This is a genomic window from Nocardia sp. CA-136227 (assembly GCF_050955695.1).
Lineage (GTDB): Bacteria > Actinomycetota > Actinomycetes > Mycobacteriales > Mycobacteriaceae > Nocardia.
The window spans coordinates 2358081-2381671 of the sequence record NZ_CP192081.1 but is presented as its reverse complement, the minus strand read 5'-3'; the positions used below and the strand labels follow the sequence as shown (position 1 = coordinate 2381671).

General features: G+C 70.9%; 13 protein-coding genes. 11 read left to right on the top strand and 2 right to left on the bottom strand.

The window, feature by feature from the left end:
- Window positions 1-22 precede the first annotated feature (22 nt).
- From ACQP06_RS10695 to ACQP06_RS10675, 5 genes are all read left to right on the top strand, one after another.
- Entirely contained in the window at window positions 23-1207 is a 1185-nt protein-coding gene (locus tag ACQP06_RS10695; protein WP_433672064.1) for an ABC transporter ATP-binding protein, read from the top strand.
- Window positions 1204-1380 carry a hypothetical protein gene (locus tag ACQP06_RS10690; RefSeq protein ID WP_433672063.1) on the top strand — a complete coding sequence of 59 codons (177 nt, stop codon included), beginning with the start codon at window positions 1204-1206 and terminating at the stop codon, window positions 1378-1380. Before ACQP06_RS10695 ends, ACQP06_RS10690 begins: the two co-directional genes overlap by 4 nt.
- Window positions 1377-2270, top strand: coding sequence for a 2-aminoethylphosphonate ABC transporter permease subunit (locus ACQP06_RS10685; RefSeq protein ID WP_433672062.1), 894 nt, complete (start codon window positions 1377-1379; stop codon window positions 2268-2270). The genes ACQP06_RS10690 and ACQP06_RS10685 overlap by 4 nt, the downstream gene beginning before the upstream one ends.
- Window positions 2271-2273: 3 nt before the next feature.
- On the top strand, window positions 2274-3071 hold the full coding sequence (locus ACQP06_RS10680) for an ABC transporter permease (protein WP_379272533.1): 798 nt from the start codon (window positions 2274-2276) through the stop codon (window positions 3069-3071).
- Window positions 3072-3206: 135 nt separating this feature from the next.
- Window positions 3207-4844, top strand: a complete 1638-nt coding sequence (locus ACQP06_RS10675) for a hypothetical protein (RefSeq protein WP_433672061.1) — start codon at window positions 3207-3209, stop codon at window positions 4842-4844.
- A 31-nt stretch (window positions 4845-4875) separates the two neighbouring features.
- On the opposite strand, the gene ACQP06_RS10670 is transcribed toward ACQP06_RS10675, so the two are convergent.
- Together ACQP06_RS10670 and ACQP06_RS10665 are read right to left on the bottom strand one after the other, a co-directional pair.
- Complete coding sequence (locus ACQP06_RS10670; RefSeq protein ID WP_433672060.1) at window positions 4876-5238, bottom strand: hypothetical protein; 363 nt, start codon at window positions 5236-5238, stop codon at window positions 4876-4878.
- Window positions 5239-5498: 260 nt separating this feature from the next.
- Window positions 5499-5858 carry a DUF4254 domain-containing protein gene (locus ACQP06_RS10665; protein ID WP_379102218.1) on the bottom strand — a complete coding sequence of 120 codons (360 nt, stop codon included), beginning with the start codon at window positions 5856-5858 and terminating at the stop codon, window positions 5499-5501.
- Between the two features lie 262 nt (window positions 5859-6120).
- Here ACQP06_RS10665 and ACQP06_RS10660 point away from each other — a divergent pair, with 262 nt between their 5' ends.
- The 6 genes from ACQP06_RS10660 to ACQP06_RS10635 all read left to right on the top strand — a co-directional run bounded on the left by ACQP06_RS10660 (window position 6121) and on the right by ACQP06_RS10635 (window position 23579).
- A complete protein-coding gene (locus ACQP06_RS10660) occupies window positions 6121-6984 on the top strand; it encodes a helix-turn-helix domain-containing protein (protein WP_357092801.1) in 864 nt (287 codons plus the stop codon).
- A 147-nt stretch (window positions 6985-7131) separates the two neighbouring features.
- A complete protein-coding gene (locus ACQP06_RS10655) occupies window positions 7132-7545 on the top strand; it encodes an AMP-binding protein (protein WP_433672059.1) in 414 nt (137 codons plus the stop codon).
- A gap of 41 nt (window positions 7546-7586) precedes the next feature.
- A complete protein-coding gene (locus ACQP06_RS10650; RefSeq protein ID WP_433672058.1) occupies window positions 7587-20846 on the top strand; it encodes an amino acid adenylation domain-containing protein in 13260 nt (4419 codons plus the stop codon).
- Window positions 20843-21925, top strand: coding sequence for an ATP-binding cassette domain-containing protein (locus ACQP06_RS10645; protein ID WP_433672057.1), 1083 nt, complete (start codon window positions 20843-20845; stop codon window positions 21923-21925). The genes ACQP06_RS10650 and ACQP06_RS10645 overlap by 4 nt, the downstream gene beginning before the upstream one ends.
- Window positions 21922-22758, top strand: coding sequence for an antibiotic transporter (locus ACQP06_RS10640; protein WP_433672056.1), 837 nt, complete (start codon window positions 21922-21924; stop codon window positions 22756-22758). The genes ACQP06_RS10645 and ACQP06_RS10640 overlap by 4 nt, the downstream gene beginning before the upstream one ends.
- Window positions 22758-23579, top strand: a complete 822-nt coding sequence (locus tag ACQP06_RS10635; protein WP_433672055.1) for an ABC transporter permease — start codon at window positions 22758-22760, stop codon at window positions 23577-23579. The genes ACQP06_RS10640 and ACQP06_RS10635 overlap by 1 nt, the downstream gene beginning before the upstream one ends.
- Window positions 23580-23591 lie beyond the last annotated feature (12 nt).

Sequence of the window (23591 nt, the reverse complement as noted above, 5' to 3'; positions counted from 1 at the left end):
CCCACCCACAGGAGCAGCAGCCATGTCCTCCGCGTTGACGACATCCACGGTGGTCACCGACACCACCGCCGAACCGGCCATCGTGTTCGACCGGGTCGGGGTCACCTACGGCCGCGGTCGCAAATCGACTGTCGCACTGGCCGATTTCAACCTGCGCGTCGCCGCGGGGGAAACGGTGGCGCTGCTCGGGCCCAGCGGCTCCGGCAAGTCCACCGCGCTCAAGGCACTGGCCGGATTCGTCCGGCCCACCTCGGGCGCGGTGCGACTGGCCGGCCGCGACGTCACCGACCTGTCCCCCGCCAAGCGCGGGATCGGGGTGGTGGTGCAGTCCTACGCGCTGTTCCCGCACATGCGGGTGCGCGACAATGTGGCCTTCGGGCTGAAGGCACATCGGGTGGCGCGCAACGAGATCGGGGGGCGCGTCACCGAAGCCCTCGACATGGTCGGCATGGGCGGCTACGCCGACCGGCTGCCGCGCGAACTGTCCGGCGGCCAGCAGCAGCGCGTCGCCATCGCGCGCGCCCTGGCCATCCGGCCCAAGGTGCTGCTGCTCGACGAGCCGCTCGCCGCCCTGGACGCCCAGCTGCGGCAGAACATGCTGGGCGAACTCCAGCAACTGCGACAAGCGTTGCCCGACACGGCGATGCTGTACGTCACCCACGACCAGTCCGAGGCGCTCGCGCTGGCCGACCGCATCGCGGTCATGCGCGACGCCCGGCTGGTCGACATCGACACCGCCCACAACCTGTGGCAGCGGCCCGCGACCGAGTTCACCGCCTCCTTCCTCGGCGGCGCGAACCTGATCGCCTGCGAGGTCAAACACGTCTCCGGCACCGCGGCCCTGGTGACCGCCGGGGAGCACACGCTGCGCGCCGACGCCCCGCCGCCCGGCATCGGCCGCCCCGACTGGGTACCGAACGCCGAAGCCCAGCTCTGCGTCCGCCCCCACACCGTCCGCATCGTCCCGCTCGCCGAACGAGACGCGTTGCGCGCCACCGTGATCACCAGCGTCTGGAAGGGCGCCTCGACCCGCCTGCACCTCGATGTCGCGGGTCTGCCCACCGAACTCGCCGCCGACATCCTCGGCCACACCGACATCGCCCCCGGCGACCACGTCGGCGTCCGCTTCGCCGACCCGGCGGGCGTACTCATCCCGCCGGGCATCGGCACCGCCGCGGCCGCCGACTCCCCCGAGGTGCGGGCATGACCGCGACCTCGCTGCCCTGCCGCACACCCGGCGAATTCACCGAGGCCGCACCGGTATCCACGCCGTTGAATCGGGACCGGCGCGCATCCTTCCGACGTCGCACCCCGACCACCGATGTGTGGTCGGAACTCTTCGCCGGCGTGGCCGCCGCCCGGGACAGGAGGGCGTCGTGACGGCCTTGCTCGAATCCCCCTCCGCGGCCGACGCTCCCGAACAGCATCGGCCCGCGCGATCCTGGCGGCCGGTGTGGTGGACGCTGCCGCCGGTGCTCATCGTGCTGCTGATCGCGGTGTATCCGATCGCGCGGGTGCTGCTCGAGTCGACCGAGACCGCGTCCGGGCGCGGGGCCGGGACCTGGTCGAAGGTGCTGGCCGAGGAGTCGTTCCGGAATGCGTTGTGGCGCACCGTCACCATCGCGGTCAGCTCGACCGCGGGGTGCGTGGTGCTGGGGACGTTCCTGGCGATCGTGCTGGCGTTCGTGCCGTTTCCCGGGTCACAGGTGGTGGGGCGGCTCATCGACTCGGTGCTGACACTGCCGTCGTTCCTGGTGACGCTGGCATTCACGTTCCTGTACGGGACGGCGGGCGCGGTGAACGCGTTGATCAACCAGATCACCGGCGGCACGACGCCGGTACTGGACTTCCTGAGCACGCCCTGGGGCGTGATCCTGGCCGAGGTCACCTTCTTCACGCCGTTCGTGGTGCGCCCGCTGCTGGCGGCGTTCGCCCAATTGCCCAGGGAGCAACTGGATGTGGCGTCCAGCCTCGGGGCCTCGCCGTGGCGGGTGCTGCGGCAGGTGGTGCTGCCCGAGGCGTGGCCCGCGCTGGCGGCGGGCGGCAGCCTGGTGCTGCTGCTGACGCTCAACGAATTCGGCATCGTGCTGTTCACCGGCGCCAAGGGCGTGATCACGCTGCCCGCGCTGATCTACACCCGCGGCATCGTCACCTTCGACCTGCCCGGCGCGGCCGTGCTGGCCTCGGTGCAGGTGCTGCTGTCGCTGAGCCTGTACCTCGGATACCGACTGCTGTTCGCGCGCCTCACCGGCGCGCGCAAGGAGAGCTGACCCATGCTGGTGTGGACGCGACGCGGGCGGGCCGCGGTGCTCGCGGTCTTCGGGATCGTCGTCACGGTGGTGTTCGTCGCGCCCATCGCGACCGTGGTGGCCGCGGCGCTGGCCGGGCACTGGACCGGGCCGCTGCCCTCGGATCTCGGCTTCGCCAACTTCGATCGGGCGCTGTCCGGCGAGGAGTCCGCCAGCCTGTCCGTCAGCCTGCAGACGGCGCTGCTGGCAAGCCTGTTCTCGCTGATCCTCGGCACCTGGGCGGCACTGGCCGCGATGGAAGCCCCGGCCTGGCTGCGGCGGCTCACCGACGCGGTGTTCCACGTACCGGTCGCGGTGCCGTCGGTGGCGATCGGGCTCGGGGTGCTCATCACCTTCAACGAGCGCCCGCTGCTGCTGGGCGGCACCAAATGGATCGTCATCCTGGCCCACACCGTGCTGGTGCTGGCGTACGCGTTCAGCGGCGTCTCCGCCGCCCTGGACCGGCTCGATCCGGGCTACCGGCAGGCCGCCGAATCCCTCGGCGCGGGACCGGTGCGCGTCCTGCTGCGCATCACCCTGCCGCTGCTGCTGCCCGCCCTCGGGGCCGCGGCCGGCCTGGCCATCGCCCTGTCCATGGGCGAACTCGGCGCCACCATCATGGTGTACCCGGCCACCTGGAAGACGCTGCCGGTGAGCATCTTCGCGGCCACCGACCGCGGCGCGGTCTTCGACGCCGCCGCCAGCACCACCCTGCTGGTCCTGGTCACCCTCATCGCCCTGGTACTGCTGGGCCGCGTGAAAGGACGTGCGGCACTGCGCTGAACGGCGCGGCCGCACCCACACCGCTGACCGGGTCGTGAGGGGACGGTCAGCGGTGTCTTGCGTCGAGGCCCGGGCGTGGCGACGCCCGGGCCGGTAAACTCGCCTGGAACTCATTTATCGGGCGGGGGCTGTTCGATGGTGGTTGTCACAGGTCTGTCCGGCGAGTCCTACGACGCCGACGGCGAACCCTTCTATGTCGCGGGCGCGCGCTCGGTGCTGTACCTCTGCCGGGATCCACGCGGGCAGCAGCGGCTCTACAAGCTCTACCGGACGCCGGTCACCGCACCGGACGCGATCGAATGGGCCCGGCAGGCCATGCTTTTCGGGCGCCAGACCCTGCTCGCCGCCACCACGGGCGGAGCGTCCGGGGCGGAGGCGGTGAACTGGCCGATCGACCTCGTCCGGCACGACGCGGCGCTGATCGGCGCGATCCTGCCGCTGATCCCCAGGGACTATCTGCAACCCGACGGCAGGCCGCGCACCCTGGATCACCTGTGGGCCGCGCCGGGGCAGACCACGCCGTATCTCCGTGCGGGACTGGCGGTTCGGCTGTGCGAGGTCGTGCGGGTGCTCGAGGAACGGCAGCTGATCCACGGGGATCTCTCGGCGGAGAACGTGTTGTGGCAGCCCGCCGCGCCACTGGTCCATCTCATCGACACCGCCGGGCTGATGCCCGCCGACCGGGCGCACGATCGGTACAAGGATCGGTACGACCTGGCGGCACTGCTGTACCGAACCTTGTTGCCCGACAGTGCGGGTCCGCCCGGCGCGCCGTGGCAGCCGGGTGGCGTGCCGGCCGATCTCGATCCGCGGGTGCGGGCGCTGTTCGACCGGGCCTTCGGCAATGGCGGGTTCGGACCCGAGGCGCGGCCGTCCGCGCAGGAGTGGGCCGACACGCTGCGGGCGGTGTACCTGGCGCAGGCGGGTTTCGGCTCGTCGACGGCGCCATTGCCGCCGACCCACACCTCACCGACCGGTTGGTCCGCGCCGCAGCCGTTGGTGACGTATCAAGGTGCGCCCCAGCCGAATTCGACCAATACCGCGCTCAAGGTGATCCTCGGCGTCCTGCTGGGGGTCCTCGTCATCGCCATCGGCGTGGGCGTGGTCGTGCTCTCCGGCGACGACAAGACCACCGACAACGCCAAAGGCTCGAGCATCACCACCACCGCACCGACGACGACCACCGCCACCACGCCCCCGTCCACCTCCGGCACCTCCGAGGTCGACAAGGCCACCCTCAACCAGCAGGGCACCGACAAGACCCCGTTCACCGCCGACGCCCTGCTCCCGTCGAGCTTCACCGACAGCAAGGGTGTGGTGTTCACCCGCCGCTCCTCCGGCGTGAAGGACTGCGTCGCGAGCAATATGTCGCAGAACGTGAAGACCGCGTTGCAGGCCAACAAGTGCGTCCAGATGGTGACCGGCACCTACATCGACAAGTCCGACAAGCTCATGACCTCGCTGGAGGTGTTCGCCTTCCCCTCCAGCACCGAGGCCGAGGCCATCTACACCAGCCTCAAGGGCCAGAAACAGACCTGGGACGTGTGGTGCCCCACCCAGGGCATCGGCGCCAGCGTCTGCCAGTCCGATCTCGATACCCTGTGGGCCGCAACCTATTCCAGCTGGGGTCGCTGGCAGTACCGGTACCTGTACGAGGCGTACTCGCTGTCGATCGACCTGAAGGTCGACACCTCGCTGCAGCCCAGTCTGGACGCGCCCTCGCGCACCATCCTGCAACTGGCGGGGCCCGACAACTACTGGAAACCGCGCTGACCCAACCGCTTTCGATCGAGCGGGGTGCGGGTCAGAGACCCGCGGCGGCGGCCAGGAGGGCGCGGGAATGGGTGTCGTCGGTGGCGCGGATGAGGCCCGCGGCGAGCAGATAGGCCGCGGCCATGTCCTCGGCGGAGCTCCGCAGCGCGGTGAGCGTGCCGGTCAGATCGCGGCCCTTGCGTTCGAAGCCGCGCCGCAATTGCCGGGCGGAGGTGAAATCGCCGAAGCCACCGAGGGTGTGGACACGGTGGCTGCGGTCGATTTGCGGATCCAGCATGGCTGCGAACCGCAGGAAGGTTGCGGCGCAGTGGCGCGCGGTGGCGACGTCCAGCCGGAAGTCGCCGGTGCGGGCCCGTCGATACAGGTCGGTGGCGGTGCCCTCGCCCGGATTCATGTCGAACTCCCCCCTTCATAGTGCGGAACGCCGTATTTCACTCGCACGGTCGTGAATTCGAGTCCCTGCGAATGAAAGGCTGCACGAATAAAACACCGGACGGTTGGTTCTAAACGCTTCGCACGAAATTCAGGGCGGGCGTGCCGCGCCAGTCGACCACGCGGCACGCCGGGCGGGGCGCCCCGTTGCGCCCGCCGTCTACGGGCGGGACGAATCAACGATTCGGCGGCAATACATCAATTGTGTCAATGCATTCGGAATCACTGTTCCGGTAAACGGCGGCGGCCACCGGCCACGTCGAATACGAGATCAGTGTAGCCGTCAACCAGTTCGGCCAGGTGGTACCAGTGTTTATGGGTGTTGTCACTGGAAGCGCCCTCGTGATCGATCACCTGGTTGGCTTCGACCCAGCTCCGGGCCATGCGGTCCACCACGGCGCCCAGGCTCTCGGTGTGCATGGTGGCGCCGTTGCGGTGCTGCGGCAGTTCCTGCTCCACCCAATCGTTGATATCGTCAACGAGTTCGCCGCGGCGGCAATCGATCTCGCTGACCATCATGGGATCCCGTACCTGGGCGCGACGTTCGTGTAGTTCGGCGAGTGCGTGCGCGGACCGCAGCAATACTCGATCTTGGAATCGCCTCCCTTGGAACGCACACAGCAATTGCGGAGCGGTCGGCAGAACGCCGGCTATCGACATGGTCATCGAGACTCCCTATACGCACCCGACAGCATCACTAATCGCACCAACATGATTGGTCTCCGGATTCAGCTATACCGGTCATCGGATCGGTTGTTCACGAATAGGCTAGCTGGATCATGCTCTTACAAATGCAAGAACGCAATACTGCGTTCTAGCAAGTGCGCCAAGGGAAAGGGTCGTCATGGCAGGCAAGCGCACCGTGCTCACTGTCCGTTTGCGGAGGCTCGCCGCGATGCTCCACGAGATGCGGGAGAGCGCCGGGCTCAGCAAAGAAGTGGTCAGCGCCAAGACCGGCATCAACGTCACCACGCTGTACCGGATCGAGACCGCCCAGGCCAGGCCGCAGCGCCGCACCCTGACGGCCATGCTGGACCTCTACGGCATCGGCGAACCCGGGCGTTCAGATGCCTTGCAGTTGCTGGTCGACGCGTTACGCCCAGGCATGGCAAGGTCTTTCGAGGACGCGGTGTCGGAGGTCTACGGCGCATACATCAACTTCGAGGCCGAGGCGCTCTCGGCGCGGTTCTTCCAGTCCACCTACGTCCCCGGCCTGCTGCAGACCGAGGCGTACGCCAGCGCGGTATACCAGACCACCATGCCCAAGGTGTCGGATCAGGTTATCGAGCAACGGATTCGGGCTCGGCAGGAGCGCTCCAAGGTGCTCACCAAGGACAACCCGCTGGAGCTGTGGGTGGTGCTCGACGAGGCCGTCATCCGCCGCATGGTCGGCGGCCCCGAGGTGATGAACCAACAGTTCAGTCAGCTGCTCGACCACACCAACAAGCGGAACGTGATCCTGCAGATCCTGCCCTTCGACGCCGGCGCGCACCCGGGCATGCTGGGCTCCTTCACCCTGCTCGACTTCCCCGACCCCGCCGACCCGGAGCTGGTGTACGTGGAGGGGATCGCCAGCGACGAGCTGATCGAGGGCCACCCGGAGGTGCGCCGCTACGGGGTGATGTTCGACCAGCTCCGGGCGATGGCGCTGAGCCCGCGCGACTCGATCACCATGATCTCGGAGACGATGGACGCCCTGAACGGCTGATCTTCCACCCACCCCAGGGTGGGACAACACGCACCCTCGGAGCGGGTTCCGGCAGCACTGTGGTCGGTACCGGCGGCGGCTCGCGGCGGCGAAAGTGGATACATACCGAACGCCACCGCAAGCGGCCCCTCCGAGAGGATGATGTTCATGTGCAAGACGGTCGAATCGCCCGCGGCTCCCACGGCCATCGCGGTGACCACCGCCGACTGCGACCTGAGCTACGCCGAACTGGATCGCTGGAGCAACCGGGTGGCGCGCATGCTGCTGGGTCTCGGGGTCCGCCCCGGGTCCAAGGTCGTGATCGCGGAGACGCCGCGAGTCGAGGCCGTGGTCTCCCGCCTGGCCATCGAGAAGACCGGCGCCACCCCCGTCCCGGTGTCCACCGAGTCCACCGTGGCCCGCGCCGACTTCGGCATCACCACCAAGGCCGGGCTGGATCTGGTCACTGACCGGAGCCGCTGGCTGGTGCTCGATGACCGCAGCACGCTGGTGCAGTACCTCACCGGCTCGGACGCCCCGCTCAGCGAGGCCGAACTGAACCTGGCGCGGAAGGCCTCCTGACCGCGCCGAAGCCGCCGCAGCCCGCAGAAGGTTTCCGCAGTATGGCTTTCAGCAGTCCCCTGCCCTCCACCCCTGACACCTCGGCGGCCTTCGCCCTCTCCGCCGCACAACGTGGCATCTGGTTCGCCCAGCAGCTGGCCGGCGAAACCCCCGTCTCGATCGCCCAGTACGTGGAGCTGACCGGGCCGATCGACGCCGAACTGCTGGCCGACGCCGCACGCCGGGCCGGACGCGAGTTCGGCACCGGCTACCTGCGGCTGATCGAGATCGACGAACTGCCGTGGCAGCTGGTCGACACCACCCTCGACGACGCCGTCCGGACCGTGGACTGCAGCGGAGCGCCCGACCCGCGCGCCGCCGCCCAGGAGTGGATGCGCGCCGAGTACACCGCGCCCCTGGACCTGACCCGCGACCGCCTGTGCACCATGGTGATGCTGCGGCTGGGCGAGGACAGCTGGTACTGGTACTCGCGGTTCCACCACATCCTGCTCGACGGCGTCGGCGCGCTCACCATGCTGCAGCGCACCTCGGAGATCTACAACGCCATCGTCACCGGACAGGAGGTCCCGGCCGGCAAGGCCGAACCGTTGCAACGCATCGTGGAAGCCGATGCGGCCTACCGGAATTCGGACAAGCTGCAGGCCGACCGCGACTACTGGCGCGAGCACCTGGCGGGGATGCCGGAGCCCGCGCTGCTGGGGCGGCGCACCGGCGCGGTCGACGCCCACCCCCGCTTGCTGAGCGGCGCGCTGCCCGAAGACACTGCCGCCCTGCTGGATTCGCTGACCGCCGCGCAGTCCACCAGTCCGGCGCCGGTGGTGGTGGCCGCCTTCGCCGCCTACGTGGGAGCCATGACCGGGGCGGGCGAGATCGTGCTGAGCCTGCCGGTGTCCGGCCGCACCACCGCCACACTGCGCCGATCCGGCGGCATGGTCGCCAATGTGGTGCCGTTGCGGCTGCCGCTGTCCCCCACCGCCACCGTCGGCGACCTGCTGCGCGCCACCCAGGGTGAGCTGACCGCGGCGCTGCGGCGCCAGCGGTACCGGCAGGAGGACATCTTCCGCGACCTGGGCTGGGCCATGGACGAGGTCGCCGGATTCGGGCCGACCGTCAACCTCATGCTGGCCAACACCCGCATCCGCTTCAGCACCGCCGACTCCGGCGAATCCGGCGGGGTGACCGGGCAGCTGCACGTGCTGACCTCGGGCATGATCGACGACCTGTTCGTCAACGTGTACCCGGGCACCGGCGGCGAACCCACCCACATCGACTTCCAGGCCAACCCCAACCGCTACGACGAACCCGAACTCGCGGCGCTGCACGCCCGGTTCCTCGACTTCCTGCACCGCTTCCTGGCGGGCGGCATCGAACAGTCGCTGACCGCGGTGACCGCGCTGTCGGAGGCCGAACGCGCCGCGCTGGCCCCCGCGCGCGGCCGCGACGGCAGCCGGCCCCACACCCTGCCGGAGATCCTGGCGGCGGGCGCGGCGAAGGCCCCCTCGGCCATCGCGCTGCGGGTGGACGGCACCGCCTTCACCTATCGCGAGCTCACCGAGTACGCGCACCGGCTGGCCCGGGTGCTGATCGCCGCGGGCGCGGGACCCGAACGCGCCGTGGCGATCTCGATTCCCCGCTCCGCCGAGTCGGTGCTGGCCATGTGGGCGGTCGCCGCGACCGGCGCGGCGTTCGTGCCCGTCGATCCCGGCTATCCGATCGACCGGATCGAGCACATGCTCACCGACAGCGGCGTGGTCGCCGGTGTCACCGTGGCGGGCTCGCGGGCCGCGCTGCCGGACCGGGTTCGGTGGCTGGTCCTCGACGATCCCGAGACCGAGAAGACCATCGCCGCAACCGATTCCGCGCCGATCACCGACGCCGACCGGTCCGCGCCGGTGCGCCTGGACCAGGTCGCGTACCTCATCTACACTTCCGGCTCGACCGGTCTGCCCAAGGGCGTCGCGGTCACCCATCGCGGTCTGACGAATCTGGCGACCGGGTCCGGGGCGGCGTTCGGGGTCGGCGCCGACGCCGTGGTGGCGCACGCGGTCTCCCCCAGCTTCGACATCTCGGTGGAGGAGCTGCTGGTCGCGTTCGCGGTCGGCGCGACGGTGGGCGTGGTGCCCCCGGCCGCCTACGCCGGCGACGACCTGGCGCGGGTGCTGCGCAAGCTCGAGGTCACGCACCTGAATGTGACTCCGGCGGTGGCGAATTCGCTGGAACCGCGGACCCTGCCCCGGCTGCGGACCGTGGTGGTGGGCGGCGACTCCTGTCCGCCGGAGCTGCCGGTGCGGTGGGCCGGGCGGTGCGTCATCAACGGATACGGGCCGACCGAGGCGACCATCACCGCCACCCTCAGCGCGCCGCTGACGCCCGGCGAGGCGATCACCATCGGCGGGCCGTCGCGCGGGGTGGGGGCGCTGGTCCTCGACCCGTGGCTGCGGCCGGTGCCGCCCGGGGTGGTCGGCGAACTGTATTTGAGCGGTGCGGGTCTGGCGCGCGGCTACCACCAGCGCATCGGGCTCAGCGCCGGGCGGTTCGTGGCCAGCCCCGTCGATCCGGGCGCGCGGATCTATCGCACCGGCGACCTGGTGCGCTGGCGGCGGCGGTCCGGCCGCTGGGAACTGGAGTACCTGGGCCGCGGCGACACCCAGGTGAAGGTGCGCGGCTTCCGCATCGAACTCGGCGAGGTCGACGCGGCCGTGGCCCGGCACCCGGGCGTCGAGATGGCGGTCACGATCGGCGCGACCACGCCCGGCGGGGCGACCGCGCTGGTGTCGTACGTGCTGGCGGCCGACTCGGTGGTCGCGCCCGAGGACGTGAAAACAACCGTCGCCCAGCAGCTTCCGGCGCACATGGTGCCGTCGGTGGTGATGGTGCTGCACACGCTGCCGCTGACCCCCGCGGGCAAGGTGGACCGGCGGGCGCTGCCCGCGCCCGACTTCGGATCCGGGCCGCGGGCCGGACGCGCACCCTCCACCGACGCCGAACGGGCGCTGGCCACGGTGTTCGAATCCGTACTGGGCGTGGAATCGGTATCGGCCGACGACAATTTCTTCGCCCTCGGCGGCGACAGCATCGTGGCCATCCAGCTGGTCGCCCGCGCCAAGGCCGCCGGGCTGGGGCTGCGGGCCCGGGATGTGTTCGAGCACAAGACCGTCGCCGCGCTGGCCGCCGTCGCCACCGCCGTGACCGCGCCGGTCGTCGAGGAGCTGCCCGGCGGGGCGGTGGGCCCGGTGACCCTGACCCCGATCGTGCACGACATGCTCGAGCACGGCGACACCTGGCCGAGATTCGCACAGGCCGTACTGATTCCACTGCCGCACGACATCGATCGGTCCACGCTCACCACGGCCGTCCAAGCTTTGATCGACCGCCACGACCTACTGCGCAGCACCCTCACCCACGAGCCCGGCACCGGCGAGCACCCCTGGGTGTGGCGGGTCGGCGAGCCCGGCATGGTGGAGGCCGGAGCCCTCATCGACACCGTCACCGCCGAACCCGACAGCGACGGCGAGGACGAATTGCAGCGTGCCGCCGACCTGCTCGACCCGTCGGCCGGGGTGGTGGCCCGGTTCGTGTTCATCGACCGCGGCGAGGCCCTGCCCCTGCTGTGGGTGGTGCTGCACCACCTGGTCACCGACGGCGTCTCGTGGCGCATCCTGCTGCCGGACCTGGCCACCGCCTGGGCGGGCGGCGCCCTCGCACCCGTCGGCACCTCCTTCCGGCGCTGGGCGCACGGGCAGTCGGAACAGGCCCCCGCCCGCGCCACCGAACTCCCCTTCTGGCGTGAGGTCCTCACCGCGCCGGACCCGCGGCTGGGCACCCGCGCCCTGGATCCCGAGCTCGACACCGTGGCCACCATGGGTCAGCTGCGCACCGTCATCGACCCCGATACCGCCACGGCCGCACAGGAACTCATTCCGGCGCGGTTCCACTGCGGACTCGAGGACGCGCTGCTGACCGCACTCGCCCTCGCCTCGGGTCAGCTGCGGCAGACACAGCGGACCCTGCTCACCGTCGAGGGCCACGGCCGCGAGGAAGCGGTGCTGCCGGGCGCGGACATCTCCCGCACCATCGGCTGGTTCACCAGCGTGTTCCCCGTCGCGCTCGACCTGGGCGAACTCGATCTCGACGACGCCTTCCACGGCGGGCCGGCGGCGGGCGCGGCGCTCAAGGCGGTCAAGGAACAACTGCGGGCCATCCCCGACAAGGGTGTCGGTTTCGGCATGCTGCGCTGGCTCGACGCCGCGACCGCGGCCGACCTCGAGGGCGCGCCCACGCCGCAGATCAGCTTCAACTATCTCGGGCGCACCGGCGCGGGCGTGGAGCATCCCGGCGGCGCGGAAACCCCGTGGGTGCCGGTCCGATTCGCCGCCACCCAGGACGACGCCGCGCCGCTGGCCGCCGTCATCGACATCAATGCCTTCCACACCGCCGCCGGTCTCGAGGTGACCTGGGCCTACGCGTCGCGGGTGCTGTCCGCCGAACAGGTGGAGGAATTGGCGCGGCTGTGGGGACTGGCGGTGACCGCGCTGGTCACCCACGCCCGGCACGCCGGGTCAGGCGGGCACACGCCCTCGGACTTCCCGCTGGTGGCCGTCGAGCAGGCGCAGATCGACGCCTGGGAACGCGAATATCCGGACCTCACCGAGGTCTGGCCGCTGTCGCCGTTGCAGTACGGCCTGCTCTTCCACGCCCGCTACGACACCGACACCGCCGACGGCTACACCGTGCAGACCCAGCTGAATCTGGCCGGGCGCGTCGACTCCGGGCGGCTGCGCACCGCCGCCGCGGCCCTGCTGGACCGGCACGAGGTGCTGCGCGTCGCCTACGTCGAGACCCCCGACGGGCCCCGGCAGCTGGTGCTCGGCCAGGCCGAGATCCCCTGGCAGGAAATCGATCTCACCGGCATCGCCGAGCCGGCCGAACGGCAGCGGGAACTGGCCCGCCTGATCGCCGTGGACGCGGGCACCCGCTTCGACCTCGCCCGGCCGCCGCTGCTGCGCTTCAGCCTCATCCGCACCGACGCCGAGGCGTACACGCTGCTGATGACCAATCACCATCTGGCGCTGGACGGCTGGTCCACGCCGCTGGTGGTGCGCGAACTCCTCGCGGGCTATCTGGCCGCGGTCACCGGGCACGAGATCCCGCAGACCCCCGCCCACTCCTATCGCGAATTCCTGACCTGGCTCGGCGAACAGGACGACGCCGCCTCGCTGGCCGCCTGGACCGAGGCGCTGGCCGGGGTCGACTCCCCCACCCGGGCCATTCCCACACTGGCGGGCATCACCTCCGCCGAATCCGGCATGGTCTCCGCCGATTTCGGCACCGCGAAACTCGAACAGCTCACCGAGACCGTGCGCGCCGCCGGGGCCACGGTGAACACCGCGGTGCAGGCCGGGTGGGCGCTGCTGCTGGCCATGCTCACCGGGCGCACCGACGTGGTCTTCGGCGGCACCGTCTCGGGACGCCCGCCGCAGCTCAACGGCGTCGAGGAGATGGTGGGGCTGTTCATCAACACCCTGCCGGTGCGGGTGCGGCTGGATCCCGGTGAGCGGGTGGGCGATCTGCTGGCGCGGGTGCAGACCGAGCAGGCGCGGCTGCTGGACCATCAGCACGTCGGGCTGGCCGCCATCCACCGGGCGGTCGGGCTGCCGGAGTTGTTCGACACCCTCACCGTGTTCGAGTCCTACCCCATCGACCGCGAAACCCTCTCGCGGGCACTGGATATCGCGGGCATGCGAATCCTGGACGTGTCCGGCACCGACGCCACCCCCTACCCCCTGAACCTCATGGTGATCCCGCAGCGCGCCGCCGACGGCAGCGAAAGCCTGCGCATCACCGTCAAATTCATGGCCGACGAACTGCCCGAGGCGTCCGCGCGGCGACTGCTCGACCGGTTCCTGCTGCTGCTCGACCAGATCGCCGAACACCCCGAACGCCGCACCGCGCAGCTGCAGCACTGCGACCCGCTGGAGCGGGCGCAGCTGGTGCCGGTCCGCGGCGGCACGCCCACGCCGCTGCGCACCCTGCCCGACATCCTCGCCGCGGGCGCGCGCGCCAACCCCGAGGGCGTCGCGATCAGCTCCGGCAGCATGACCATGACCTACCGCGACCTCGACGCCTGGTCCAACCGGTTCGCGCGAGTCCTGCTGCGGCGCGGGGTCGGTCGCGAGACCTTCGTGGTGCTGGCCCTGACCCGATCGGTGGAATCGGTGGTCGCGGTGTGGGCGCTGGCCAAGACCGGCGCGGCGTTCCTGCCGCTGGACCCCAACTATCCGGTCGAACGCATCGAGCACATTCTCACCGACTCGCGCGCGCCCATCGGCGTCACCGTGTGCTCGGTCGGCGAGACCCTGCCCGGCAGCATCGACTGGCTGCTGCTCGACGACCTCAACACCATCCGGCGCGTCATGACCGTCTCCGACGCGCACATCACCGACGACGAACGCGGCGGGCCCATCAACCTCGCCCAGACCGCGTACCTCATCTACACCTCCGGCTCCACCGGCAAACCGAAGGCCGTACTGCTCAGCCACCGCGGACTCGCCAATCTCGCGGCCTCCCAGCAGAGTCTGCTCGATCTGGACCAGAACTCCAGCACCCTGCAGGTGGCCTCGCCCAGCTTCGACGCCTCGGTGCACGAACTGCTCATGGCGCACGGCGCGGGCGGACGGCTGGTCATCTCGCCGCCCGACGTCTACGGCGGCGACGCCCTCGAGGAACTGCTGCGCACCGAAGGGGTCACGCACGCGGTCATCACGCCGTCCGTGCTGGCCACCATGAACCCCGCCGGACTCGACAACCTGAGCTGCCTGTCGGTCGCCGGGGAGGCCGCCGGACCCGAACTGGTCGCGGCCTGGTCGACCGGGCGGCGCATGGTGAACCTATACGGGCCCACCGAATTCAGCGTGTGGGCGACCGGACCCGGCGAACTGCGGCCCGGCGAACCGATCACCATCGGCGCCCCCGTGCGCGGCGCCGCCACCCTGGTGCTCGACAGCTGGCTGCGGCCGGTGCCGCTCGGCGTGACCGGCGAACTGTATCTGGCCGGACCGGCACTGGCCCGCGGCTACTTCAACCGGTTCGGGCTCACCGCGGCCCGCTTCGTCGCCAACCCCTTCACCGCGCCCGGCGCGCGCATGTACCGCACCGGCGACATGGTGCGCTGGGTGGAGGTCAAGACCGCCGACGGCACCCAGCTGGAACTGGAATACCTGGGGCGCAGCGACTTCCAGGTCAAGATCCGCGGCCTGCGCATCGAACTCGGCGAGATCGACGCCGTGCTGGCCGCCGACGAGCAGGTCGACTACGCCGCCACCCTCGGCTGCCCGGGACCCGGCGGCCAGACCGTCCTGGTCTCCTACGTGGTCGCCGCCCCCGGACAGCGCCTCGACACCGAACTGCTGCGCACCCGCATCGCCGCGGCGCTGCCCGGCTACATGGTGCCCAGCTACCTCATCGAACTCGACGACGTGCCGCTCACGCCCGTCGGCAAACTGGACCGGAACGCCCTGCCCACACCGGATTTCGCGACCGTCGACCAGCAGTACCTCGCCCCGCGCACCGCCGTCGAGACCGCCGTCGCCCAGGTGTTCGCCGACGTCCTCGACACCGACCAGGTCAGCATCGACCGGTCCTTCTTCGAACTGGGCGGCAACTCCCTCACCGCCACCCGCGTGGTGGCCCGGGTCAACGCCGCCCTCGGCGCGACCGTCGCGCTGCGCGACCTGTTCGACGCGCCCACCGTCGCGCAACTGTCCTCACGCATCGTGCCGGGCGCGGAACTCCCCGGCCTGCCGACCCTGGCCCCGCGCATCCGGCCGGACCGGATCCCGTTGTCCCCGGCCCAGCAACGCATGTGGGTCCTCAACCGGCTCGACCCGAACTCGGCCGCCTACAACATCACCGCGGCCTTGCGCCTGACCGGCGACCTCGACGTCGACGCGCTCCGCCGCGCGGTCGCCGACGTGGTGACCCGGCACGAATCACTGCGCACCATCTATCCCGCCGACGCCGACGGCCCCCGCCAAGTGGTGCTCAGCGCCGACGCCGCGGCCCCCGAGATCAGCTTCGCCGACACCGACGACGGCCCCGACCTGCACGCCGCCATCGCCGAGAACACCGGGACCGGTTTCGATCTCACCCGCGAAGCCCCACTGCGCGTACACGTCCTGCGCCTCACCCCACGCCCCGGCGAACCCACCGAACACGTGGTGGTGCTGGTGGTCCACCACATCAGCGCGGACGGGGCCTCCATGGCGCCGCTCGCCACCGACCTGGTCACCGCCTACCTCGCCCGCACCCACGGCGCGGAACCCCAACGGCCGTCGCTGCCCGTGCAGTACGCCGACTACTCGATCTGGCAGCGCGAACTGCTCGGCGACGAGAACGACCCCGAATCCCGTGCCGCACACCAGGTCCGGTTCTGGAAGGAACGCCTCGCCTCGACACCGGACGTGCTGGAACTGCCCACCGACCGGCCGCGGCCCGCGGTGCAGAGCCTGCACAGCCGCGACCTCGAATTCCGCATCGACGCCGGAACCCACGAAGCGCTCACCGCCTTGGCGGCGGCCACCGACACCAGCCTGTTCATGGTGCTGCACGCCTCGCTGGCGGTGCTGCTGTCGCGACTGGCCGGAACCCCGGACGTGCTCATCGGCACCGCGGTGGCCGGCCGCGGCGAGGCCGCCCTCGACGATCTGGTCGGCATGTTCGTCAACACCCTCGCGCTGCGCACCCCGGTCGACCCGGCACTGGGATTCCGGGACTTCCTGGCGCAGGTCCGGACCGCCGACCTGGACGCCTTCGCGCACGGCGACGTGCCGTTCGAACGACTCGTACAGGTCCTGGACCCGCCGCGATCCACGGCCCAGCACCCGCTGTTCCAGGTCTCGCTGTCACTGCAGAACTTCGAACCGCCCACCGTGGAATTCCCGGGCCTGCGGGTCGAGGTCGAACCCATCGAACGCGACGCCTCCCAGTTCGACCTGACCTTCGACCTGCGCGCCCCACTGCCCGGCTACGACGAATCCGGGCTCGATGGCACCCTCACCTTCGCCACCGACCTGTTCGACGAGACCACCGCCTCGCGGCTGGTCACCCGGTGGCGGCGCGTCCTCACCGCCGTCACCGCCGACCCGGGCGTCCGGCTCTCCGACATCGAACTGCTCGACCTCGCCGAACGCGCCGCCCTGGTCCCGGTGCGCGGGCCCCGGACCAGCGGAATCACCACCCTGGCCGAGGTCTTCCGGGCCGCCGCCACCGCGCACCGGCTGTGCCCGGCCGTCATCGCCGACGGGCGCGCGGTGTCCTACCGCGAACTCGACACCGCCTCGCAGCGGCTGGCCATGCAGCTCTCCGCCGCCGGCGCGGGCTCGGAAACCGTTGTGGCGCTGGCCCTCTCGCGCGGCGCGGAACTCCTCACCGCGATCTGGGCGTGCGCCAAGGCCGGGGCCGCGTTCCTGCCCATCGACCCGCGCCACCCCCTCGACCGCATCGACCACATGCTCGCCGACTCGGGCGCGCTGCTCGGGCTCACCACCAGCGCGCACCGGGAGGCGCTGCCCGACCGGATCGGCTGGCTGGTACTCGACGACCCCGCCGCCTCCAGCGTGCGAATCCCGCTCGGCGGCGGACGGGTTCGCGCCAGGCGCAGCTACCCGGACCAGCCCGCGTGGCTGATCTACACCTCCGGGTCGACCGGCACACCCAAGGGCGTGTCCGTGTCGCATCGCGGCATCGCCGATCTGGTGCGCGCCCAACGGGAACTGCTGGCGCTGGGCGAGCACTGCCGCGTCCTCCAGGTCGCCTCACCGAGTTTCGACGCCTCCGCCTTCGAGGCGCTCATGGCCTTCGGCTCCGGCGGCACCGCCATCGTGGCCCCGCCCGACGTGTTCGGCGGCGAACCGCTCACCGAACTCATCGCCACCCAAGGGGTCACCCACCTGGTCATCACACCGTCGGCGCTGGCGACCCTCGACCCGGACGCCGTGTCCAGCGTGCGGGTGCTGGCCGTGGCGGGCGAGGCCATCGGACCCGACCTGGTGGCGCGCTGGGCCACCGGGCGCACCCTGATCAACCTGTACGGGCCCACCGAATTCACCATCTGGGCAACGGCTTCCGAGCCGCTGGTGGTGGGGCAGCCCGTTACCATCGGCGCGCCGATCCGGGGCGCGGCCACCCTCGTCCTCGACGACCGGCTGCGGCCGGTCCCCATGGGCGTCGCCGGCGAGCTGTACCTGGCCGGGCACGCGCTGGCCCGCGGCTACCACGATCGCCCCGGCCTCACCGCCGCCCGCTTCGTCGCCGACCCCTACGGGCGGCCCGGCGAACGCCTCTACCGCACCGGCGATCTCGTGCGCTGGACCGGCTACCTCGACGAACCGCGCCTGGAATACCTGGGACGCACCGACTTCCAGGTGAAGGTGCGCGGACAGCGCATCGAACTCGGCGAGATCGACGCCGCGCTGTCCGCCGCCGACAATGTCGAATTCGCCGTCACCCTCGGCGTTCCCGGCCCCGGCGGGGCCACCGCCCTGGCCGCCTACCTGCTGCCCGAACCCGGCCGCGAGATCGACCTCGCCGACCTGCGCGCCCACGCCGCCGACCGGCTGCCCGGCTACATGGTGCCCTCGGCCTTCGTGGTGCTCGACGCCATCCCGCTCAACGCGGTCGGCAAGCTCGACCGGCGGGCGCTGCCCGCGCCGGTGTTCGAGGCCGAGACCGAATACCGCGCGCCCAGCGGCGATCTGGAGACCGCGCTCGCCGAGATCATCGCCGAACTGCTGGGCCGCGACAAGGTCGGCGTGCACGACTCGTTCTTCGCCCTCGGCGGCGACAGCATCCTCGCCATCCAGCTGGTGTCGCGCGCCAAACTGCGCGGCATCGAACTGACACCGTTGCAGATCTTCGAACACCGCACCGTCGCCGCGCTGGCCGCACTCGCCGCGGCCGGAGGCGACACCGTCGTGCTCGAGGAACTGCCCGGCGGCGGCGTCGGCGACCTGCCGCTCACCCCGATCGTGCGCTGGATGCTCGAACGCGGCGGCGACCACCGGCGATTCGCGCAGACCGCGGTCCTGGAACTGCCGCAGGGGATCAGCCGCGAACAACTCGTCGCCACCGTCACCGCCGTCGTCGACCATCACGACGCGTTGCGCGCCCGGCTCGCGCCGGAGGACGGCGAGTGGCGGATGAGCATCGGGGAACCGGGCTCGGTCGATGTCGACGCCCTGCTGTACCGCATCGAATTCGATACCGCCGACACGGTCGACCTGCGCGAATACGCCATCACCGAAACCGGTTCCGCGCTCGGCCGCCTCGACCCCGCCACCGGCACCGTGCTGCAACTGGTGTGGCTCGACCCCGCGCCCGGCAGTCCCGCCCACCGGCGCGGCCGCCTCATCCTGGTCGCCCACCACCTCGTCACCGACGGCGTCTCCTGGCGCATCCTCATCCCCGACCTCATCGCGGCCTGGGCGCAGATCAGCGGCGACACCACCCCGATCCTGCCCGAGACCGGCACCTCGCTGCGCCGCTGGGCGCACGCCCTCGAGGAGGCCGCGCGACGCGACACCCGCACGGCCGAACTGGATTACTGGCGCGAGGTGACCGCCACCCCCGACCCGCCGATCGGGCCGCGCGAACTGGACCCGGCCGTCGACCGGGTCCCCACGGTGCGCGCCGTGGAGATCGAACTCGACGCCGAGGTCACCGACACCCTGCTCACCACCCTGCCCGGACTCTTCGACGGCACCGTCGAGGACACCCTGCTCGCCGCGCTCGCCCTGGCCGTCATGCGCTGGCGCATGGACCCGTCCGAGGCCGTACTGGTCCGGCTCGAAGGACACGGACGGCAGCAGGAGATCGTGCCGGGCGCGGACCTGTCACGCACCCTCGGCTGGTTCACCACCATCTACCCGGTGCGACTCGCCCTGTCCCACATCCCGATCCGGGACGCCTTCGCGGGCGGACCCGCCATGGGCGAGGCCATCCGGGCCGTCAAACACCAGCTGATGGCCGTGCCGGACAAGGGCATCGGCTACGGCCTGCTGCGCTACCTCAACCCCGAGACCGCCGCGGCCCTGCCGCACCGGCTGCCCGGCCGCATCGGCTTCAACTACCTCGGCCGCTACGCCACCGCCGACATCCCGGCCGGGCTCGAGGACCTCGGCTGGCTGCCCACCGACGAATTCGGCGACCTGCGCACCACCGAACACGGCGACGTGCCCGTCACCGCCGAGATCGAGATCAACGCGGTGGTGGCCGGCGACCGGTTGCAGGCCAGCTTCACCTTCCCGCAGACCCTGCTGCCCCGGCACGAGATCACCATGCTGGCCCACCTGTGGACCGACGCGCTCGCCGCCGCGGCGTACTTCGCCACCTCACCCGCCGCCGAATTCGCGGCCGAGGCCGAACGCAAGCACATGGCCGAACTGCGTGAGCAGCAGGCGGCCGCCGCACTGGCCGCCTCGCGCGCCGAAGCCGGTCCCGGACTCGGCCTGGACGTGGTGCTGCCCATCCGGCCCGGCGGCGACGCGCCACCGCTGTTCTGCATCCATCCCTCGTCCGGCATCGCCTGGACCTACCTCGGATTCGCCGAGGCCCTGGCCCCCGGACGGCCGATCTACGGCCTGCAGGCACCGGACCTTTCCGGCGAACCGCACGCCCGCAGCATCAGCGACTTCGCCGAACGCTACGTGGCCGAAATTCGCAGACTCCAACCGAACGGGCCTTATCATCTGCTCGGATGGTCATTCGGCGGCCTGATCGCGCACGCCGTCGCCGCCCAGCTCGAGGCAACCGGAGACGAGGTCGGCACCCTGGCCCTACTCGACGCGGACAGCACCGATATCGACGGTGACAGCATCGACAAGCTCACCGCCGGTTCCTTCGTCGCGACCTTCGGGTCCGTCTTCGGCATCACCGACATCCCCGCCGACACCACCGCCACCCAGGCCGCCGCCATGATCCGCGACCGCATGGGCGGAGTCGACCTGGTCGACGCCACCACCCTGGAACGGATGGCCGCCTCCTACAACGCCTCCGCCGCCACCCGGACCGGCTACCAGCGGCCCGTCTACCACGGCGACGCGCTGTATTTCAGCGCCACCGTGCACACCTCCGACATCTTCGGCCCCGAAGGCTGGCGGCCCTGGATCACCGGCACCATCACCAACCACGACATCGACGTCAGCCACGACGAACTCACCGCACCGCACGCGCTCGCGGCCATCGCCCGGATCCTCGACACCCACTGGACCCGGAATCTCGACGCACCCCAGGGAGAGACACCGTGAACACCGACACCGGCAGAGCCGAGACCACCGACCTGACCGACACCTCCTCCGACGGGGTGGTCGTCGAGGGCGTCGTGAAATCCTTCGGCGCGGTCCAGGCCCTGCGCGGCGTCACCTTCAAGGCCGCGCCCGGCGAGGTCCTGGGCATCCTCGGGCCCAACGGCGCGGGCAAGACCACCATGGTCAATATCCTGTCCACCCTCATCTCTCCCGACGCCGGGCGGGCGCAGGTCGCCGGGCACGACGTGGTCACCGACGCGGCGGCGGTCCGCCGATCCATCATGCTGACCGGTCAGTTCGCCGCCCTCGACGACGCTCTGTCCGGATACGAGAACCTGGTCATGTTCGGCCGCCTCATGGGCCTGCGCAAACGCGCGGCCCGCGCCCGCGCCGACGAACTCGTCGAGGAATTCGACCTCACCCAGGCCGCCGGACGGCGGGTCGGCACCTACTCCGGCGGTATGCGGCGGCGCATCGACATCGCTTGCGGACTGGTCGTCCGGCCAGAAGTGGTGTTCCTCGACGAACCCACCACCGGCCTCGACCCGCGCAGCCGCCAAGGCGTCTGGGACCTCGTGGGCGGCTTCCGCAAACACGGCATCACCACGCTGCTCACCACCCAGTACCTCGAGGAAGCCGACGCGCTCTGCGACCGCATCATCGTCATCGACCAGGGCCTGGTCATCGCCGACGGCACCGCCGACCAACTCAAGGCCCGCACCGGCGGCAGCTACTGCGAGATCGTCCCCCTGCGCCTGGAGGACATGCCCGCCCTGATCAGCACCCTCGGCGACCTGCTCCCCGCCGCCAATCGCGAAGCCCTGACCGGGGACTCGGACCGGCTCGCCATCCCGGCGCCCGAAGGCGCGAAAACCCTCGCCGAAGCCCTGCGCCGCCTCGACGCGGCCGGACTCGAACTCGTCGACATCGCGCTGCGGCGGCCCTCCCTCGACGACGTGTTCCTCGAACTCACCGGGCACATGGCCAAAACCGAGGAACCCGAGGAGGACTCCCCCTCGGTGCGCTTCCGAAACGGCGAGGGGCGCCACCGCGCCGACGGCGATCGGACCCGCGCATGACCACCACCACCGCGCCCGCCACCACCGGCTGGCTCACCGACGTCCGCGCCACCCCGGGCACCCTCGCCCAATGGTGGGTGCTCACCGTGCGGCTCATCGTCCCCTCGGTCAAGACCGGCGAGATCATCACCGCCATCGCCGCACCCGTCACCTTCACCGCCAGCTTCTACATCCCGCTCAACCGCGTGATGTCCTTCGCCGGCCTGGGATTCAGCAGCTACGCGCAGTTCATGGCGCCCATCGTGATCCTGCAGGCCTGCGCGTTCACCGCCGTCTCCGCCGCCTTCCGCGCCGCCACCGACGCCGTCTCCGGACTCGACCGGCGCTTCGACGCCATGCCCATGCACCCGCTGGTGCCCGCTGCGGCGCGCATGTCCGCCAACGTGTTCCGACTCGCCGTCGGACTCGTCGCGGCCGTGATCAGCACCCATGTGATCGGCTTCCGCTTCGCCGCCGGCGCCGGGCACACCCTCGGCTTCCTGGCGCTCGGCATGGTCATCGGCATCACGTTCTGCCTCGGCGCGGACGCCATCGGCACCTACACCCGTAGCCCCGAGGCCACCAGCCAGATGCTGGTGCTGCCACCGCTCATCCTCGGCATGCTCTCCACCGGCCTGGCCCCCGCCCGCCAATTCCCGCACTGGGTACAGGGTTTCGTCCGCAACCAGCCCGTCTCGCAGTACGCCGAAGGGCTGCGCGCGCTCGGCGGCGACCCCGGCGGCAAGGCGCACGCGGTCACCTGGTCGCTGATGACCCCCGTGCTGCTGTGGCTCGTGGGCACCATCGCGCTGGCCTGCTACTTCATTTACCAGCAGAACCTGAAGAGGTCGTGATGACCACTCTCGAACGCCCCGACACCGCCGACCTCCTCCGCTTCCGCGAGGGTTCCGCACCGGCCCTGTTGCGCCACACCTGGATTCAGACCCAGCGGCTGCTGGTGCGGTGGATGCGCGACCCGATCACCCTGCTCGAAACCCTCATCGTGCCGTGCCTGCTGCTGCTCATGCTCGACATCGTGGTGGGGTCGCAGATCGAGAGGTTCTCCGGCCGCAGCGCCCTCTACGGGTCCACGCCCATGGTGACGCTGGTCGGCGCGCTGTCGGGCACGGTGGCCAGCGGCATCATGCTCGGCCGCGAACGCGAGGCCGGGATCCTGGCCCGCTTCTGGGTGCTGCCCGTGCACCGCGCCTCCGGACTGGCGGCGCGGATCATCGCCGAGGGCTGCCGGATCTTCGCGGGGACCGTCGTCATCATCTGCTTCGGCATGGCGCTCGGCTTCCGCTTCCGGCAAGGGCCCTGGCAGGCGTTCGCGTTCCTGTGGATCCCGGTGCTGTTCGGGCTGGCCTTCGCCACCATGGTCACCGCCATCGCCGTGTTCACCGCCAAGGCCACGCTGGTCGAGGCGGTGGCGCTGCTGTCGTCGCTGCTCATGTTCTTCAGCACCGGGTTCGTGCCGCTGGCGGCCTACCCGAAGTGGATTCAGCCGGTGGTGGAGCACCAGCCCATGTCGGTGGCCGTCGACACCATGCGAGCGCTCGCCGAGGGCGGTCCGGTCGCGGGACCGTTGCTGCGGACTGTGGCGTGGTCGGTCGGGTTGATCGTGGTGTTCGCGATCCCGGCGGGCCTCGGCTACCGCCGCGCCAGCCGCCAATGATCAATACCCCTT

Coding starts and splice junctions, on each gene's coding strand:
- ACQP06_RS10695 (WP_433672064.1), top strand. CDS start 23: ATGTCCTCCGCGTTGACGACATCCACGGTGGTCACCGACACCACCGCC.
- ACQP06_RS10660 (WP_357092801.1), top strand. CDS start 6,121: ATGGCAGGCAAGCGCACCGTGCTCACTGTCCGTTTGCGGAGGCTCGCC.
- ACQP06_RS10655 (WP_433672059.1), top strand. CDS start 7,132: ATGTGCAAGACGGTCGAATCGCCCGCGGCTCCCACGGCCATCGCGGTG.
- ACQP06_RS10680 (WP_379272533.1), top strand. CDS start 2,274: ATGCTGGTGTGGACGCGACGCGGGCGGGCCGCGGTGCTCGCGGTCTTC.
- ACQP06_RS10635 (WP_433672055.1), top strand. CDS start 22,758: ATGACCACTCTCGAACGCCCCGACACCGCCGACCTCCTCCGCTTCCGC.
- ACQP06_RS10670 (WP_433672060.1), bottom strand. CDS start 5,238: ATGAATCCGGGCGAGGGCACCGCCACCGACCTGTATCGACGGGCCCGC.
- ACQP06_RS10675 (WP_433672061.1), top strand. CDS start 3,207: ATGGTGGTTGTCACAGGTCTGTCCGGCGAGTCCTACGACGCCGACGGC.
- ACQP06_RS10650 (WP_433672058.1), top strand. CDS start 7,587: ATGGCTTTCAGCAGTCCCCTGCCCTCCACCCCTGACACCTCGGCGGCC.
- ACQP06_RS10690 (WP_433672063.1), top strand. CDS start 1,204: ATGACCGCGACCTCGCTGCCCTGCCGCACACCCGGCGAATTCACCGAG.
- ACQP06_RS10640 (WP_433672056.1), top strand. CDS start 21,922: ATGACCACCACCACCGCGCCCGCCACCACCGGCTGGCTCACCGACGTC.